The 12,393-nt window shown below is 55.0% G+C and carries 26 protein-coding genes and 1 pseudogene; 17 read left to right on the forward strand and 10 right to left on the reverse strand.

Annotated features, from left to right (window positions below; genetic code table 11):
- Positions 1-141, reverse strand: coding sequence for a hypothetical protein (locus tag FZZ85_RS03945; RefSeq protein ID WP_226412425.1), 141 nt, complete (start codon positions 139-141; stop codon positions 1-3).
- Between the two features lie 87 nt (positions 142-228).
- On the opposite strand from FZZ85_RS03945, the gene FZZ85_RS03950 reads away from it, so the two are divergent.
- The 3 genes from FZZ85_RS03950 (at position 229) to FZZ85_RS03960 (ending at position 2,737) form a co-directional block, all read left to right on the forward strand.
- A complete protein-coding gene (locus FZZ85_RS03950; RefSeq protein WP_226412427.1) occupies positions 229-1,605 on the forward strand; it encodes a DUF2130 domain-containing protein in 1,377 nt (458 codons plus the stop codon).
- A gap of 3 nt (positions 1,606-1,608) precedes the next feature.
- The gene (locus FZZ85_RS03955; protein ID WP_226412429.1) at positions 1,609-2,106 is read left to right on the forward strand and encodes an early protein (E6); all 498 of its coding nucleotides are present in this window, start codon (positions 1,609-1,611) and stop codon (positions 2,104-2,106) included.
- A gap of 427 nt (positions 2,107-2,533) precedes the next feature.
- On the forward strand, positions 2,534-2,737 hold the full coding sequence (locus tag FZZ85_RS03960) for a hypothetical protein (RefSeq protein ID WP_226412431.1): 204 nt from the start codon (positions 2,534-2,536) through the stop codon (positions 2,735-2,737).
- Between the two features lie 12 nt (positions 2,738-2,749).
- Here the strand turns inward: FZZ85_RS03960 and FZZ85_RS03965 are convergent, their stop codons facing one another.
- On the reverse strand, positions 2,750-2,905 hold the full coding sequence (locus FZZ85_RS03965) for a hypothetical protein (protein ID WP_226412433.1): 156 nt from the start codon (positions 2,903-2,905) through the stop codon (positions 2,750-2,752).
- 171 nt (positions 2,906-3,076) lie between these two features.
- Here FZZ85_RS03965 and rpsU point away from each other — a divergent pair, with 171 nt between their 5' ends.
- Positions 3,077-3,253, forward strand: a complete 177-nt coding sequence (rpsU, locus tag FZZ85_RS03970; RefSeq protein ID WP_009790002.1) for a 30S ribosomal protein S21 — start codon at positions 3,077-3,079, stop codon at positions 3,251-3,253.
- Positions 3,254-3,377: 124 nt separating this feature from the next.
- Here the strand turns inward: rpsU and FZZ85_RS12040 are convergent, their stop codons facing one another.
- Complete coding sequence (locus FZZ85_RS12040) at positions 3,378-3,512, reverse strand: hypothetical protein (RefSeq protein ID WP_255615987.1); 135 nt, start codon at positions 3,510-3,512, stop codon at positions 3,378-3,380.
- Between FZZ85_RS12040 and FZZ85_RS03975 the strand changes: the two genes are divergently transcribed.
- Positions 3,451-3,639, forward strand: coding sequence for a hypothetical protein (locus FZZ85_RS03975; protein ID WP_226412435.1), 189 nt, complete (start codon positions 3,451-3,453; stop codon positions 3,637-3,639). The two genes, FZZ85_RS12040 and FZZ85_RS03975, sit on opposite strands and share 62 nt — an antisense overlap.
- 282 nt (positions 3,640-3,921) lie before the next feature.
- Complete coding sequence (locus FZZ85_RS03980) at positions 3,922-4,329, forward strand: hypothetical protein (protein ID WP_226412437.1); 408 nt, start codon at positions 3,922-3,924, stop codon at positions 4,327-4,329.
- Positions 4,330-4,810: 481 nt separating this feature from the next.
- Here the strand turns inward: FZZ85_RS03980 and FZZ85_RS03985 are convergent, their stop codons facing one another.
- From FZZ85_RS03985 to FZZ85_RS03995, 3 genes are all read right to left on the reverse strand, one after another.
- Positions 4,811-4,966: a hypothetical protein gene (locus tag FZZ85_RS03985; RefSeq protein WP_226400218.1), complete on the reverse strand. Its 156-nt coding sequence runs from the start codon at positions 4,964-4,966 to the stop codon at positions 4,811-4,813.
- A 109-nt stretch (positions 4,967-5,075) separates the two neighbouring features.
- On the reverse strand, positions 5,076-5,579 hold the full coding sequence (locus tag FZZ85_RS03990; protein WP_370631127.1) for a DoxX family protein: 504 nt from the start codon (positions 5,577-5,579) through the stop codon (positions 5,076-5,078).
- A 91-nt stretch (positions 5,580-5,670) separates the two neighbouring features.
- On the reverse strand, positions 5,671-5,889 hold the full coding sequence (locus FZZ85_RS03995; RefSeq protein WP_226412441.1) for a CP12 domain-containing protein: 219 nt from the start codon (positions 5,887-5,889) through the stop codon (positions 5,671-5,673).
- Between the two features lie 188 nt (positions 5,890-6,077).
- Here FZZ85_RS03995 and FZZ85_RS04000 point away from each other — a divergent pair, with 188 nt between their 5' ends.
- The 4 genes from FZZ85_RS04000 (at position 6,078) to FZZ85_RS04015 (ending at position 7,896) form a co-directional block, all read left to right on the forward strand.
- Positions 6,078-6,236, forward strand: coding sequence for a hypothetical protein (locus FZZ85_RS04000; protein WP_226412443.1), 159 nt, complete (start codon positions 6,078-6,080; stop codon positions 6,234-6,236).
- Positions 6,237-6,422: 186 nt separating this feature from the next.
- The gene (locus FZZ85_RS04005) at positions 6,423-6,599 is read left to right on the forward strand and encodes a hypothetical protein (RefSeq protein WP_226412445.1); all 177 of its coding nucleotides are present in this window, start codon (positions 6,423-6,425) and stop codon (positions 6,597-6,599) included.
- A gap of 32 nt (positions 6,600-6,631) precedes the next feature.
- Positions 6,632-7,129 (forward strand): hypothetical protein, encoded by a 498-nt coding sequence (locus FZZ85_RS04010; RefSeq protein WP_226412447.1) that lies wholly within the window; start codon positions 6,632-6,634, stop codon positions 7,127-7,129.
- 17 nt (positions 7,130-7,146) lie between these two features.
- Positions 7,147-7,896, forward strand: a complete 750-nt coding sequence (locus FZZ85_RS04015) for a sulfite exporter TauE/SafE family protein (RefSeq protein ID WP_226412499.1) — start codon at positions 7,147-7,149, stop codon at positions 7,894-7,896.
- Here the strand turns inward: FZZ85_RS04015 and FZZ85_RS04020 are convergent.
- Positions 7,873-8,103 (reverse strand): hypothetical protein, encoded by a 231-nt coding sequence (locus tag FZZ85_RS04020; protein ID WP_226412449.1) that lies wholly within the window; start codon positions 8,101-8,103, stop codon positions 7,873-7,875. The two genes, FZZ85_RS04015 and FZZ85_RS04020, sit on opposite strands and share 24 nt — an antisense overlap.
- Before the next feature lie 97 nt (positions 8,104-8,200).
- On the opposite strand from FZZ85_RS04020, the gene FZZ85_RS04025 reads away from it, so the two are divergent.
- The 7 genes from FZZ85_RS04025 (at position 8,201) to FZZ85_RS04050 (ending at position 10,984) form a co-directional block, all read left to right on the forward strand.
- Entirely contained in the window at positions 8,201-8,470 is a 270-nt protein-coding gene (locus FZZ85_RS04025) for a hypothetical protein (protein WP_115024260.1), read from the forward strand.
- 79 nt (positions 8,471-8,549) lie between these two features.
- The gene (locus tag FZZ85_RS12045) at positions 8,550-8,675 is read left to right on the forward strand and encodes a hypothetical protein (RefSeq protein WP_255615964.1); all 126 of its coding nucleotides are present in this window, start codon (positions 8,550-8,552) and stop codon (positions 8,673-8,675) included.
- A gap of 105 nt (positions 8,676-8,780) precedes the next feature.
- Positions 8,781-9,227, forward strand: coding sequence for a nuclear transport factor 2 family protein (locus tag FZZ85_RS04030; RefSeq protein WP_226412451.1), 447 nt, complete (start codon positions 8,781-8,783; stop codon positions 9,225-9,227).
- A 22-nt stretch (positions 9,228-9,249) separates the two neighbouring features.
- Positions 9,250-9,753 carry an ATP-binding protein gene (locus FZZ85_RS04035; protein ID WP_255615965.1) on the forward strand — a complete coding sequence of 168 codons (504 nt, stop codon included), beginning with the start codon at positions 9,250-9,252 and terminating at the stop codon, positions 9,751-9,753.
- Positions 9,754-9,787: 34 nt separating this feature from the next.
- A complete protein-coding gene (locus FZZ85_RS04040) occupies positions 9,788-10,009 on the forward strand; it encodes a hypothetical protein (RefSeq protein ID WP_370631128.1) in 222 nt (73 codons plus the stop codon).
- 17 nt (positions 10,010-10,026) lie between these two features.
- Positions 10,027-10,428 carry an OsmC family protein gene (locus FZZ85_RS04045; RefSeq protein WP_226412455.1) on the forward strand — a complete coding sequence of 134 codons (402 nt, stop codon included), beginning with the start codon at positions 10,027-10,029 and terminating at the stop codon, positions 10,426-10,428.
- Between the two features lie 61 nt (positions 10,429-10,489).
- Positions 10,490-10,984, forward strand: coding sequence for a hemagglutinin (locus tag FZZ85_RS04050; RefSeq protein ID WP_226412457.1), 495 nt, complete (start codon positions 10,490-10,492; stop codon positions 10,982-10,984).
- 412 nt (positions 10,985-11,396) lie between these two features.
- On the opposite strand, the gene FZZ85_RS04055 is transcribed toward FZZ85_RS04050, so the two are convergent.
- The 3 genes and pseudogenes from FZZ85_RS04055 to FZZ85_RS04065 all read right to left on the reverse strand — a co-directional run.
- On the reverse strand, positions 11,397-11,594 hold the full coding sequence (locus FZZ85_RS04055; protein ID WP_226412459.1) for a hypothetical protein: 198 nt from the start codon (positions 11,592-11,594) through the stop codon (positions 11,397-11,399).
- 130 nt (positions 11,595-11,724) lie between these two features.
- Complete coding sequence (locus tag FZZ85_RS04060) at positions 11,725-11,934, reverse strand: hypothetical protein (protein ID WP_226412461.1); 210 nt, start codon at positions 11,932-11,934, stop codon at positions 11,725-11,727.
- Positions 11,935-12,012: 78 nt separating this feature from the next.
- Positions 12,013-12,393 (reverse strand): annotated as a pseudogene (locus tag FZZ85_RS04065) (photosystem II q(b) protein); the annotation flags it as partial.

Raw genomic sequence — 12,393 nt, forward strand, 5'->3', positions numbered from 1 at the left:
TTAAACCTTGGCGCGACGCAATTTACGCAGATCAGTGATCATTTCCTTGATGCCAACCACGAATCCGATAGCGGCCAGGGCCACGATGCTCAAGATGATCACCGTGTCGAGCATTGAGCGTGGATCGATCCAATCGGGCATGGCATGAACCGTGAGCTGATCTCGTGTTAGCCAGAGCCGGATAAAATTCCAGTACATGGCGCGAACGTTCAACACAAATCGTCAGACATGCACGACATCATCTGCCCTCACTGCAACACAGCCTTCAAGGTGGATGAAGCCGGGTATGCCGACATCCTCAAACAGGTAAGAGATCGTGATTTTGAGCAACAACTGAACAAGCGACTTGCCCTGGCGGAACAAGACAAACGCAATGCCATCGAATTGGCCATCGCCAAAAAAGACAGAGAAATGCAAACGCTTGAAGCACAACTCAAGCAAAGTGCAATGCATCAAGAACTGGCGATCAAAGATGCCGTATACAAAGCGGAAAAGCAGAGGGATCGTATTGCCACTGAACTTCAGCAAATGCGTGAGCAGCAGGCAACCGAGCTACGCCTAGCAGAAACCAAATTCGCCAAAGAAATCCAGGCGATGACGCTGCAAAAAGACAATGACGTGAGGGATTTGCAAGCTCAGCTCCAGACTGGGGCCATGCAGCGCCAGCTGGCCGTGAATGAAGCGGTGAGCTCAGTGGAGAAACAACGGGATGCACTTCTAAGCGGCTTAAAGGAAGCGGAACTAAAGCATCAACTGGAGTCACAATCACTGAAAGACCGCTACGAAGCACAGCTCAGTGATCGAGATCAAGCCATTGAACGCTTGCGCGACATGAAAGCGCGGCTCTCCACCAAAATGGTGGGAGAAACCCTTGAACAACACTGCGAAACCGAATTCAACAGGATTCGTGCAGCAGCTTTTCCGAAAGCCTATTTCGAAAAAGACAACGACGCGCGCAGTGGAAGCAAGGGTGATTACATCTTCCGTGACCAAGACGACCTCAACAACGAAATCATCTCAATCATGTTTGAGATGAAAAATGAGGCCGACACAACTACTACAAAGAAGAAGAATGAAGATTTTCTCAAAGAGCTGAATAAAGACAGAGACGAAAAAAATTGCGAGTACGCGGTGCTCGTCTCCCTACTGGAGCCAGAAAACGAGCTTTACAACTCAGGCATCGTCGATGTGTCTCATCGCTTCCCGAAGACCTACATCATTCGCCCACAATTCTTTATTCCATTCATCACATTGCTCCGCAATGCTGCGTTGAAATCCTTGGAATACAAGGCAGAGCTCGCTCTGGTGAAAGCCCAGAACATCGATGTAACCAACTTCGAGAACGATCTCGAAACCTTTAAAACATCCTTCTCACGCAACTACGACCTCGCCTCGAGACGCTTTCAAACGGCAATTGATGAAATCGATAAGTCGATTGATCACCTCCAAAAAACCAAGGACGCCCTGTTGGGTGCTGATCGAAACCTGCGGCTCGCCAATGACAAGGCACAGGATGTGACCGTTAAAAAGTTGACCAGACGCAATCCAACGATGGCTGCCAAGTTCGCCGATGTGGAAAACGCTGCTGATCAGAAATCCGCCTAAGAGATGCCCTCCAGTCCACGCAACCGAATCGGCGAGGTTTACGGCAAACTCACTGTTATTCGCTCATCCGAACGGCGAACCAAATCAGGAAACGCCTTTTGGTGGTGCCGCTGCAGCTGTGGGGCCGAGCGAGAAGTTCCCAGCGACAAGTTGTCGCTGAACACGGCCCGCCGTAAGCCCACCGTGAATGCCTGTGAAACCTGTGCTCGCGAACTTCAAATTGAAGGTGTCTATCGCAAAAACGATCGTGAGGAAAAACAACGGCGACAACTGGCACTCGAAGCCAGATCACAACTGAAGGGGCAGGTGCCAGAACGCTGGCTTTCTTTACCACTTACCGATGCACACGCGAGAGAGATGGGACAAAAACTCTTTTTCCGTGGCACAACTTGTCTACGCGGGCACCTAGCGCCTTACCGAATCAATGGCGGTTGTCTGGCTTGCTCCGGTCAGACTCCATCAGCGGCAGATTCGCCATCAACCAAGCCCATAAGGTCATAACAGCGGCACCAAAGGCCAACATTGCCAGGAGCTTGGCTTCCATTTAGAGAAAATCGAAATCGTCTTCCGAATCACCCGAGAATGCATTCATCACGAGAGCAGATAAGGGCACAAACACTGCTGCCAGCACAAGTATTTCCACAGGCTCAGTAACAGGCAGTCGAACCTAACGGATCTGACTTCACAAAAAGTCATCAGCGATACTGTCCTGCCTGAGTGAGTTAAAATACTCATTGCGGATCCAGGCATAGGCATTTCACTCCGTTGTCAGCCCTGACGGCCGAATCAGACTGAACTGAGTCGGACAACGACGATGCCAAAAGTATTGAGGGCAGCCTCACAAACGATTCGCAATCTGCTCAAACCAGCAGTTCTAAACAACCTGTCTGAAGACAGGCTCCGCAATGACCGTCAGAGCTACGTTGCCATGACGCGGGCGCTGGTGGATGCCCAACTCGAGTGGCGTGATGCGGAGCTCAGCTCACGCCTCTGGGAAGAAGTTGCCGACCGTGGCATGGATCGCGGCAGGCTGATTCACCTCTTGTACAGCGTTGAAGCTCATCACGTTGAGGAGGACATGCAGAACGCCGACATGGCCTATCTGCAGCTGGTTGATCCGAAGGATCCCTGAAGCCGAACTCTCTCAGAGCTCAAACAGAGTTCCTAAAAGCATGGCGGGATGGGTCGACTCCCCAGCCGTGCTGCGTTCGAGCTGAACGGCCATAGCGCAGTGGGCCATGAAACGAACGGCCGAAAGAACAGCCAGACCGATGCACAGGGGGCAGTGCGTGATGGTCAAGACGGGTGCCTAGAGGAGTTATGAACCCATCCCAAAGCAGAAGCTGGGATGCGCCACGATCTCTTCAACAAGCGTCATGCAAAACGCTCAGCCCACACTGGGCGGGCGGCGGTGCAGTGGGGAGAGGGCGGCTGGTAAGGTTGTTGTTTATTGCTCTCTTTCGGGGAACGGATGAGTCAGGTCACAGTCGGCGAAAACGAAGGTATTGAATCCGCGTTGCGGCGCTTCAAACGCTCCGTCGCCAAAGCCGGCATCTTTTCTGATCTGCGTCGGATCCGTCACCACGAGACTCCCGTTGAGAAATACAAGCGCAAGCTGAAGCAGCGTTCCCGCAACCGTCGTCGCTGAGCCAGCACTTCATTCAAGAAACGGGCCCAAGGGCCCGTTTTTTTTTTGCCAATCCGTCGCTTTTTAGACCTCATCAATTACGCACTCACGGTGTGCCCTTGTTTTCGCCAGACTTCAGAAACGCTTAAGACGACCAAGGGCATTCGACGGTGTTGATCAATCCTTTTTGTCCCATCAGCGCTGCAAAGATCGCTGGCTTGAAGACCACCGTGGTCTTGCTGTTGGTGATGTTGATGAAGTCGAAAATGCTGCGAATCAAAATGTCCCTCCTGGGGTCTGTCCTTGGATTCGCCATGTTGGTGGGCTTTCTATTGACCACAGGCCTACTCACCGTGATCACTGGCGGAGCCATTGCTTACGCCGCAACGCAAAACCGGAGCAACTGAGTCATGCGCAACCGTTTGCCTTTCTTGAGCGGACTTGCACTGGCAACTCTCGGGGTTTCAGGTCTTGCTGGCGGAGGTTTGCTTTGGAATTTTCAGGGCCGCACCCTGGGGCTTGGCAGCACTGTCACGGCATTGGTTCTGCTGGGGATCAGCTTTGTTCTTCTTCGGCCTGAACCGCGACTCGCACCCTTCGAAGTCTCTGACATCAGTCAGCCACTCAAGGTAAAAGCACCACAGGCTTCCATTCTCGGCCTGATGCTGGCAGCCCTAGGCACCTTCGGAATGGCGGGTTCGGGATTGCTGTGGAACTTTCAGGGTCTTGCACTAGGACTCACCGGCATCCTCACGGCAGCCGTTGCTCTTCTGCTGAGTTTCGTTTTCCTGTGGCCACTCGGCGCAGCCAAGCCCGCCAAGCAACAACCTTTTCCTGCTGCGGCCAGCAGCACCTTGGAAACAGAATCGATTGAATCAATCGAAACCGTCTCGCAAAACTCGCCTTCCCCGCAAACTACGGCAGAAGCCATTGCTGAATTATTAGCGGCCGAGCAGAAGGATCGCCCCAAAACCCAATTGGTGAATTTCGCTCCATTGAACCTTTTGCCAGGCCAAAATTTGCCCACAAAATCTCGCCGAGCAGGTAGTTCTCTTGGTCGTTATCGTTCCATGGCTAAGGACCTATTCAAGAGCTGAAATCTCTCCAGATATTACGAAGTTGTCGGTGCCAGGGAGTGATGTTGAGATCACGGCGCTGATTAGATCTTCTAGGCTCGTCAACGTTGTATCCAGCCTCTTCCATCTCTCGTCTGAGACGACGAGTGACAGGTATGAGTGCTATTGAAAGAACCAACGCTGCGAGGAGCAAAAAGGGAAGCAACGACAGCAGCCAAATGGTGGCCATCACGGTGATTAGCCCCGCGATGCCCGTCTTCAGCCATCGCGGCAGGGTTCTGCTCCGTTGACCTGGAAGTTGCTTCATGGCTCAGGAGAACCCATTAGCTCTTGAAAAAATCCGCTGGAGTTCACGCTGAAACGCTATTGCGCTGAGAGGTTCTCCCAGACGCCTGCAATGGTTGCGCCGGAGCGCAGCTCCAATCCAACAAACCTGAAGAGCAATCAGCAGCGCAGCGACGATCAGAAATGGTGATTCAGCATCATTCCACTGCATCTCAGCTCAATAACTGGATTGAGGCAGGGTAAAGCCCGACTGCATATGGCCTACATCCAGCATCACGTAGGTCAACCAGATCAACACTGCTGCGATACCAGCTCCTGCGGCAACCTTCGCCAATGAACGGCCAATCATCTCAAGCATGCTGACCTCTTTCATCGCGTTAATCCAACTCTCACGATTCTGACGCGTCTTCACCCCGCATCGTCGTCAACCCATAAAAAAAGTCCCGCAATTGCGGGACTTTCTCACTTGATCACGCTGAACTTCAACGGCTGGCAATGGCCTCTTCAAGATCAGCAGCTTTGCCATTGGCGAAATCCGCAACTTCCGCTGCGGAGAACTGCATGTCGGGCTCTAGGCGTCGTGCAATTAGCTCATCAATAGAAAAGACGCCAGGGCCACAGGCAAGAACGGCCACAGCAGCCGCAAAATAGAGCCCAAGCAGCTCAAGAAGGTAGATGTTGAAGCCGGCGGTGACGATGGCGTGATAGATGGCGACGGAAATCGTCCCCGCTACTGCCAACGCTCCCATCCGCGTCAGCAGTCCAGTGATCAACAACCAGCTCCCAATCACCTCAGAGAACGCCGCAACGTATGAGAGAAGGATCGGGAAGGGGAGATGCAAGGGGCGAACGAATGCATCAGCAAAATTTTCGATATTGGCGAGCTTCTCGTAACCGTGGTGAATGAGCAGAGCGCCGGTGAACACCCGAAGCACAAGGAGACCGAGGTCGCCAGCAATGGGACGGGAAAGAATGGCGCGGATCACTACAGAACACATCGTCTACACACAACTTAAATAAGTTGCGTGTTGAGGCGCGGGCTCGCGCCTCACTGAAGCCAGGAATGAGTACTTCTACTCAGTCGTCGTACACCAGGCATTCGGGCTCATCGGGGTTCTGCTCGCAGAACAGCTCAAGGGGGGAAGGGTCATGGGGATCGTCAGGAAATTCCTTCTTGTGATCCAACAGCCACTGCAGCTCTTCCGTGAGATGACGCACCTTGCCGTCGTTGTGCTCAGACAGGGCCTTGAGGAACTCCTCCTGGTCCTTCTGGATGTGCTCGTCAATCGTTTTCATCACTGAAACTGTCATCTGGCTGACATTCGGTTGTTAGCGAAGACAAGCCGGATCGATCAGTCGGTAGATCTACCTTTATGGCCGAAACCACACAACAGATCCGTTCCGGCGCCCATCACGTCCTGTGACACCGCAGTGGCAATTTGAGGTTGGCCGAAGGAAAGTCAGGTCGGCTGATCGTTGAGTGGATGCCATTTTCCGAACGCGGTGTTCTGACGGGACTGCTCGTCTTTGCCATAGGAGTTGTGGTTGGGATCGGGATTGGCTCAGCCAGTGCTGTTGCCGCCCTGACCCAGGGCGCACCCGATGTTCTCCAGACCTGGTCGGGAGTTGTTGCTCTGCCTTGAAAACTTGACCTCGCCTCAATTCCTGTCTATCAGGGCAGATATCAGGTGGGTCGCGCGATGCCGTCAAATGAGCGAGTGATCTTTAGCCGTGACAAAAGAACGATGCGGCAAATCCTCAATCGGCTTCAACGTTTTCTATTCGGATAATCAGCGTGATCCGATGCTGATACTGCCAGCGCCAATCAGATGTTCAAGGCGTGCAGTGAGTTTCAGTTCGGTTCGATCAAATCGATCCTGATTGCCGGCGACGTAGGCAAGCTCTTCATTCGTGATCACCTGGTGGGTGACGGCATCAAGGTAGATCTGAACCAAGGACATCTAAATCGGCGCCATCCGGCGGCCATCCTGGCAACACTGGAGTGAAAACGGTGAATCGGGCCACGCGGAACTGAGCCATGGATCGAGAAACCATTCAGAGCCTGATCAAACAATGCAGTTTGGGGCTGTTCGATTTGGCCTGCGCCGTCAGCGGACACCCCAGCTGGGACCTCAACCTGCCAGTGGGAGTAATTGATGCACGACGCTCCAAGCCGAAGCTGATGGTGAGCGCTATTGGCACCATCAACTCAACATTGAAAGCCTCATCCACCATTGCCCACCCGTTGATGGTTCGCCTGTTCGAACGTTTCGAAGACGTGGGCCTGGAAGAGGCGCTGACGGAAATGAAACGTGGTGAAGATGGAGAGGCGTTCTGCGAGGTCTGGCAGGCCTACAGGGATGAACGCCGTAGCGGTGATGCCCCGATGTGGAGCATCGAGGACGCCACGGCCTTTGTGGTGCAGTCCCGCGAAGCCCACGCTGATCGTGAAGTTGCCTGCGTCGCCATTCTCCCGGGGGAGCCCCATCGCATCCTCACGTTTTCGGTGCCCATCGCCTTCTTGACACGAGATTGAGCGTTTCCGAACTGCTGATGCAAATCGCCCTGCTGGGCATCGCCATTGGCGCCAATGCCCTTTCAGCTCTGGCGGGAGGCGGGGCGGGACTTGTTCAACTACCCGCACTGATCCTTCTCGGCCTGCCCTTTGCTATTGCACTGGCCACCCACAAAGTGGCCAGTGTTGCCCTGGGGCTGGGTGCGACAGGGCGTCATTGGCGTGCCAGCAGCCTTGACCTCAAACGCTCGGCGCTGGTGTTGGCCGCCGGTCTTCCAGGGGTGTCTGTGGGGGCCAGCATGGTTCTTGCGCTGCCCGATCAAGCGGCCACCGCCAGCCTTGGGCTGCTGACCCTGGGGCTTGGGCTTTACTCGGCTCGGAAACCGGATCTGGGAACGACAGACCAGCCCCGCCCGCTGACAGCCCGCACCGTCGGGATTGGCAGCTGCGGGCTGTTCATCATCGGCATTCTCAACGGCTCACTCACCTCAGGCACGGGGTTGTTCGTCACCCTTTGGCTGGTGCGCTGGTTCGGGCTGAGTTACTCCAGAGCCGTCGCCCACACCCTGGTGCTGGTGGGCCTGGGATGGAATGGCACCGGGGCGCTGGTGCTGGGCCTGAGCGGAGAAATTCGTTGGGACTGGCTTCCTGCCCTGGTTCTCGGGTCGCTGATCGGAGGCTTCCTGGGGGCCCACTACTCACTGGTGAAAGGCAGCCGCCTGGTCAAACGATCCTTCGAGATCTTGGCGCTGCTCATGGGCGGATCACTCCTGATCCGTAGTTTCTGAATCGGCGACTGCAAGAAAACGCCCCGAAAACCGTGTGGCCAAAACCACTGTTGCGGCCCCGTAGGCGATGAACGTCACCGCCTGGCCAGAGCTGGCCGTTTCGTAGACCTCACCCGTCAGCAGCATCCAGTCCATCAAGGACGCCACCGTTCCCCAGATCACCACCCAGACGGACACGTAAGCAACACCGCGAAAGGTCCGATTCACAAGGCCATGGGTCGAGCGAACTCGACGGTAGGGGAAGCCGCTCGAACGAGGAAGGCCGGCTACTCCCCTAATGTCAATGATTGATCCGATTGAGGGGATGCCGAAGAAACGCCGCAAGCTCAACAAGGACATGGAAGCGGAAATGGCCGCTGCCAAGCGAAAGATTGAGCTAGTGGGCGCGCTGATCAACGACATCCGGAATGAAGACATCCAGGCTGAATACCTCGGCGCCTTCACGCAGATCCGAAGCGCCGTGGTGAATCTCATCGCGAAGTACACCACCGACGGATTCTGCGAAGAAACAGAAGGCTTGCTTGCGCTCTACAAGGGGCTGATCCAGCAATTTGAAGAGGAGTACGAGCTCTAAGCAGAGCTCACAATGGTTGGCATCGGAACAGGCACCAGCGCAGCACAGCGTTTAGGTTCACTTGCCTTTGTGCCTTGCCATGGCTCTTCGAGAGACCAAACCTCAGGTGTCGCCACTGCGCCTGAAGATCACCGTGTTGGTCGCCGGCTTCGGGCCATTAATCGCCATCGGCCTGTGGCTTCAGTCCAAGGGTTTTTTCAACTAACTCCATGCACCGTTCACTCGTCACGGCGGGACTTCTGAGCCTTTGCCTGGTCCCCAGCGTGAGCTGGGCCGAGACCATCACCGCTCATGTGGGCGCTGACTTCTGATGACAACACCCATACTTCACCCCCCGCTGGATGCAGAACAGATCCGTGCCCTGTTCACCAAGCCTTACGGCAAGCCAGGCCCCACAGCTACGCAATGGAAGGCGGTCTATGCCAACGACGTGCATTTCACGGATCCAACCCAGGAGCGGCAGGGAATTGACGCTTACATCCTTGCCCAGGATGGTCTGATGCAGCGCTGTGATGACGTTTTCCTGGAAACAGAATCGGTGGTGGTGAATGGTGATACAGCCTTTGTTGAATGGCGCATGGGCCTCAAAATCAAAGGAATTGAATTCATCTACCCCGGCGCAACCCGGCTCAGCTTCAATCCGGATGGAAAGATCGGGGACCACCGTGATTATTTTGATTTTGTCGGCCCCACGTTCGCTCCAGTGCCCGTGATTGGTGGACTGGTGCGGTGGCTCTACAAACGGTTCGTTGCCTGAACTACGGCCACAGGGCCATCTCTTGATCGGCCCACCGGGCAGTGGAAAGACCACATTCGCAGCGATCCTCGCTCCACTTCTCCCTGCACGGGTGATCGGCAATGACGCTCTGAGGGAACAGCTATGGGGGGACCCGAAGGTCCAGGGCCCTTGGTCTGAATTGGAGCCCCATCTCCATGGAGCCATCGACAGCGCCTTCGCTGATGGCAACAACGTGCTTGTGGATGCGACCCATGCGCAACTCAACTGGCGCCAACGGTTGATGCACCGAAGCCTGGAGGCGCGACATATTCAATGGACCGGTTGGTGGCTTCAGACACCTTTTGATCAGTGCCTGGCCTGGAACCGATCCCGCAAACGCTTCGTTCCAGAGGCCGTGATTCATGCGATGCACTGCAGGCTGAGCAGTCCCCCTGACAAGCCAGAACTCAGCGAAGGATTCACAAGCTTGATCCACCTCAATCCCGCCAGCCCACGCCTCAACGAACAGATCCACCGTGCGATTCAAGCCATCCATCATCGGTAGCCATGAAGAAAGGTGAGCAGGTCATGCACCCCCTGTGAAGTCCTATCAACGTGACTCCAATCGCATCCGTGTCATGAAGCTCGGCGAACTCTTTCTCGAAGCCATGTCCACCGGCGTGATCACCAACGGCGAAATGGCATGGGTAACCGGCCGGCAAGATCAATTCACACGAACTGAGGAAGCTGTTGCGCAACGGCTCGGCCGTTTGATCGATGAAGGCACGATTCAGCTGGGTTGTCGCATGCCCGTGGCCTGATTGATGGCAGGGCTCTGATGACGCGCATGTCCTGCCGCTACACCGGCGATCTGCACTGTTCAGCCGAACATGGGCCCTCCGGTGTGTCGTTGAGCACCGATGCTCCGCCCGATCATGACGGTCGGGGGGAAAGCTTTTCACCAACAGATTTGTTGGCCACCGCCCTGGGCACTTGCATCTTGACCGTGATGGGAATCACGGCCAGACGCCGGAACTGGTCTGTCACCGGCGCAGAAGCATCAGTCGAGAAGATCATGACCCAAACGGGGCCCCGCAAGATCAAAACACTTCGGGTGTGGATCACCCTGCCCCACGGCTTATCGGAAGACCAAATTCAGTTGTTCAGGCGTGTTGCGAATGACTGCCCGGTGAAACGCAATTTGGAGTCATCCATGACGATTGATTTGATCTGGTGCTGATTATCAGCTTTTCTCGCAGGGCGAATTTAAAGCAGAAAGAAGAATAATAAGAGGAGGCACGGTGAGACTTCACTTCATACCGATTCATGTCTTCCGAGAAACCCCATCGGTGACATTCTTTGATGCTGGAGTTCCAGGAAGCAATGGCACCGACGTGGTCGCACACCACGGCGCCGCTAAGTCACCCCCGGACCAAGACGGTTCAGAGCAGTACTACCTTCACCGTCATCAGGTAGACAACAACCTTGTACTTGAGGGTTCTCGAACCTTCACGTTGCTCAATCCGGCTTGGGATCACCCACATCACATCATTCATTTAATCCGAGCGATGGGAGCTCTCCAAATCCCTATCGGCACCTATCACCGCTCCGTTTCCAACGAAGAAGGAAGCCTGGTTCTGAACCAGTCCATGCGTGACAAGGGATTTAATTACAGAACGGAATTCATCCCCGTAAGACTTGAAGATCGAAAGGATCTCCTTAAGGCACAAGCAACAATTCCGTGGATATGGAGCTGGAAAGATGGGCACATCTGCAGAGACCACGACGCTCAGTGATGGTGCTTACGTCGCCGTGAATGACGGTGCATGCGCTTCACTAAACGGCCGCTAACGGAACGACCTTCAGCACACTCGAGTTGATTCCAGCGCCATCCCAGCCAGGACAGCGCCACGACGATGACAATGGCGATCAACCAACCCACGAGGACAACGGCTCAAGAAAACAACTCAGAGGCAAAGACTGCTGGACCACAGCTTTTCCTCATCACCAAGATGAGTCTGAACGCAGGTGGTGACGCACTCGCCATCATCGATCGAACAAGCGGTGATGCACTCCAGGCAAGCCTCAACCGAATCCCAGGTTCCATCTTTTTGTTGCTCCATAGCCTTCTCACCCGACTAAGTGCGTTGTAGGTCGCGAATCGGTTGCTGTCGCTGCTTCCGTAAAGAGGAGTGAAGGCGACGGGTTTCAGCGCTGACCATCCTGATCAAGGCTGAACTCGAGCAATGCTGCCGTGAGCAAGGTCTTCATCGACTGCAACGCCTCCTGCTCCCTGGGATCAGGGCCCCCCGGCCATTTCTCAAGGTAAAAGTTCACCGAGCGGTGGAGCAGGCGAACAGCTTCAAGGTCCAGATCGAACTGGAGGGTGGGGCGAGGCTCACTCATCCACCCATTCTCACCAACGACACGCTGACAGCGCAAAAAGAAAACATAGTACATGTCTACTAATCACTAAAAAATGAGCATCGTCAACGCTCCGCCGCAACGCACCTGGCCGTCGATGGGCTCAGGGCAGCTACGACCCAACCATTCGCTGATGGTGTGCCTGACCTGCCAGCATTTTCAGCACACCCTCGCTGAGGAAGGAGTCACTCAGCCAGCTAGCACTCACCACCAACAGCGCCTCCCCCAGAGGGCACACCTCACGTACCGCTGTCACCAATGGATACAACGGCTGGAGAATGAGATCGGCTGGTGCCCTGAAGGAGCCTGATTCGCCACCCATCCTCCACAGCCAACAAAAAACCCCCTCCGAGGAGGGGGCTTTCCGATTCAGTTGTCTGAATCGTTAGTTGATTCCAGATCAACCGATGGCAGGAGCCTGCAGAGCCACAGGAGTGGACTCCACAGTTGCAAGGTCGAGGGGGAAGTTGTGAGCGTTGCGCTCGTGCATCACTTCCATGCCGAGGCCGGCACGGTTCACCATGTCAGCCCAGGTGTTCACAACACGGCCCTGACCATCAAGGATGGACTGGTTGAAGTTGAAGCCGTTCAGGTTGAAGGCCATGGTTGACACGCCCATGGACGTGAACCAGATGCCGACAACAGGCCAGGCGCCCAGGAAGAAGTGAAGGCTACGGCTGTTGTTGAAGGAGGCGTATTGGAAGATCAGGCGACCGAAGTAACCGTGGGCAGCCACGATGTTGTAGGTCTCTTCCTCTTGGCCAAACTTGTAGCCGTAGTT

The sequence above is a fragment of the Synechococcus sp. MU1642 genome (assembly GCF_020514115.1).
GTDB lineage: Bacteria > Cyanobacteriota > Cyanobacteriia > PCC-6307 > Cyanobiaceae > Parasynechococcus.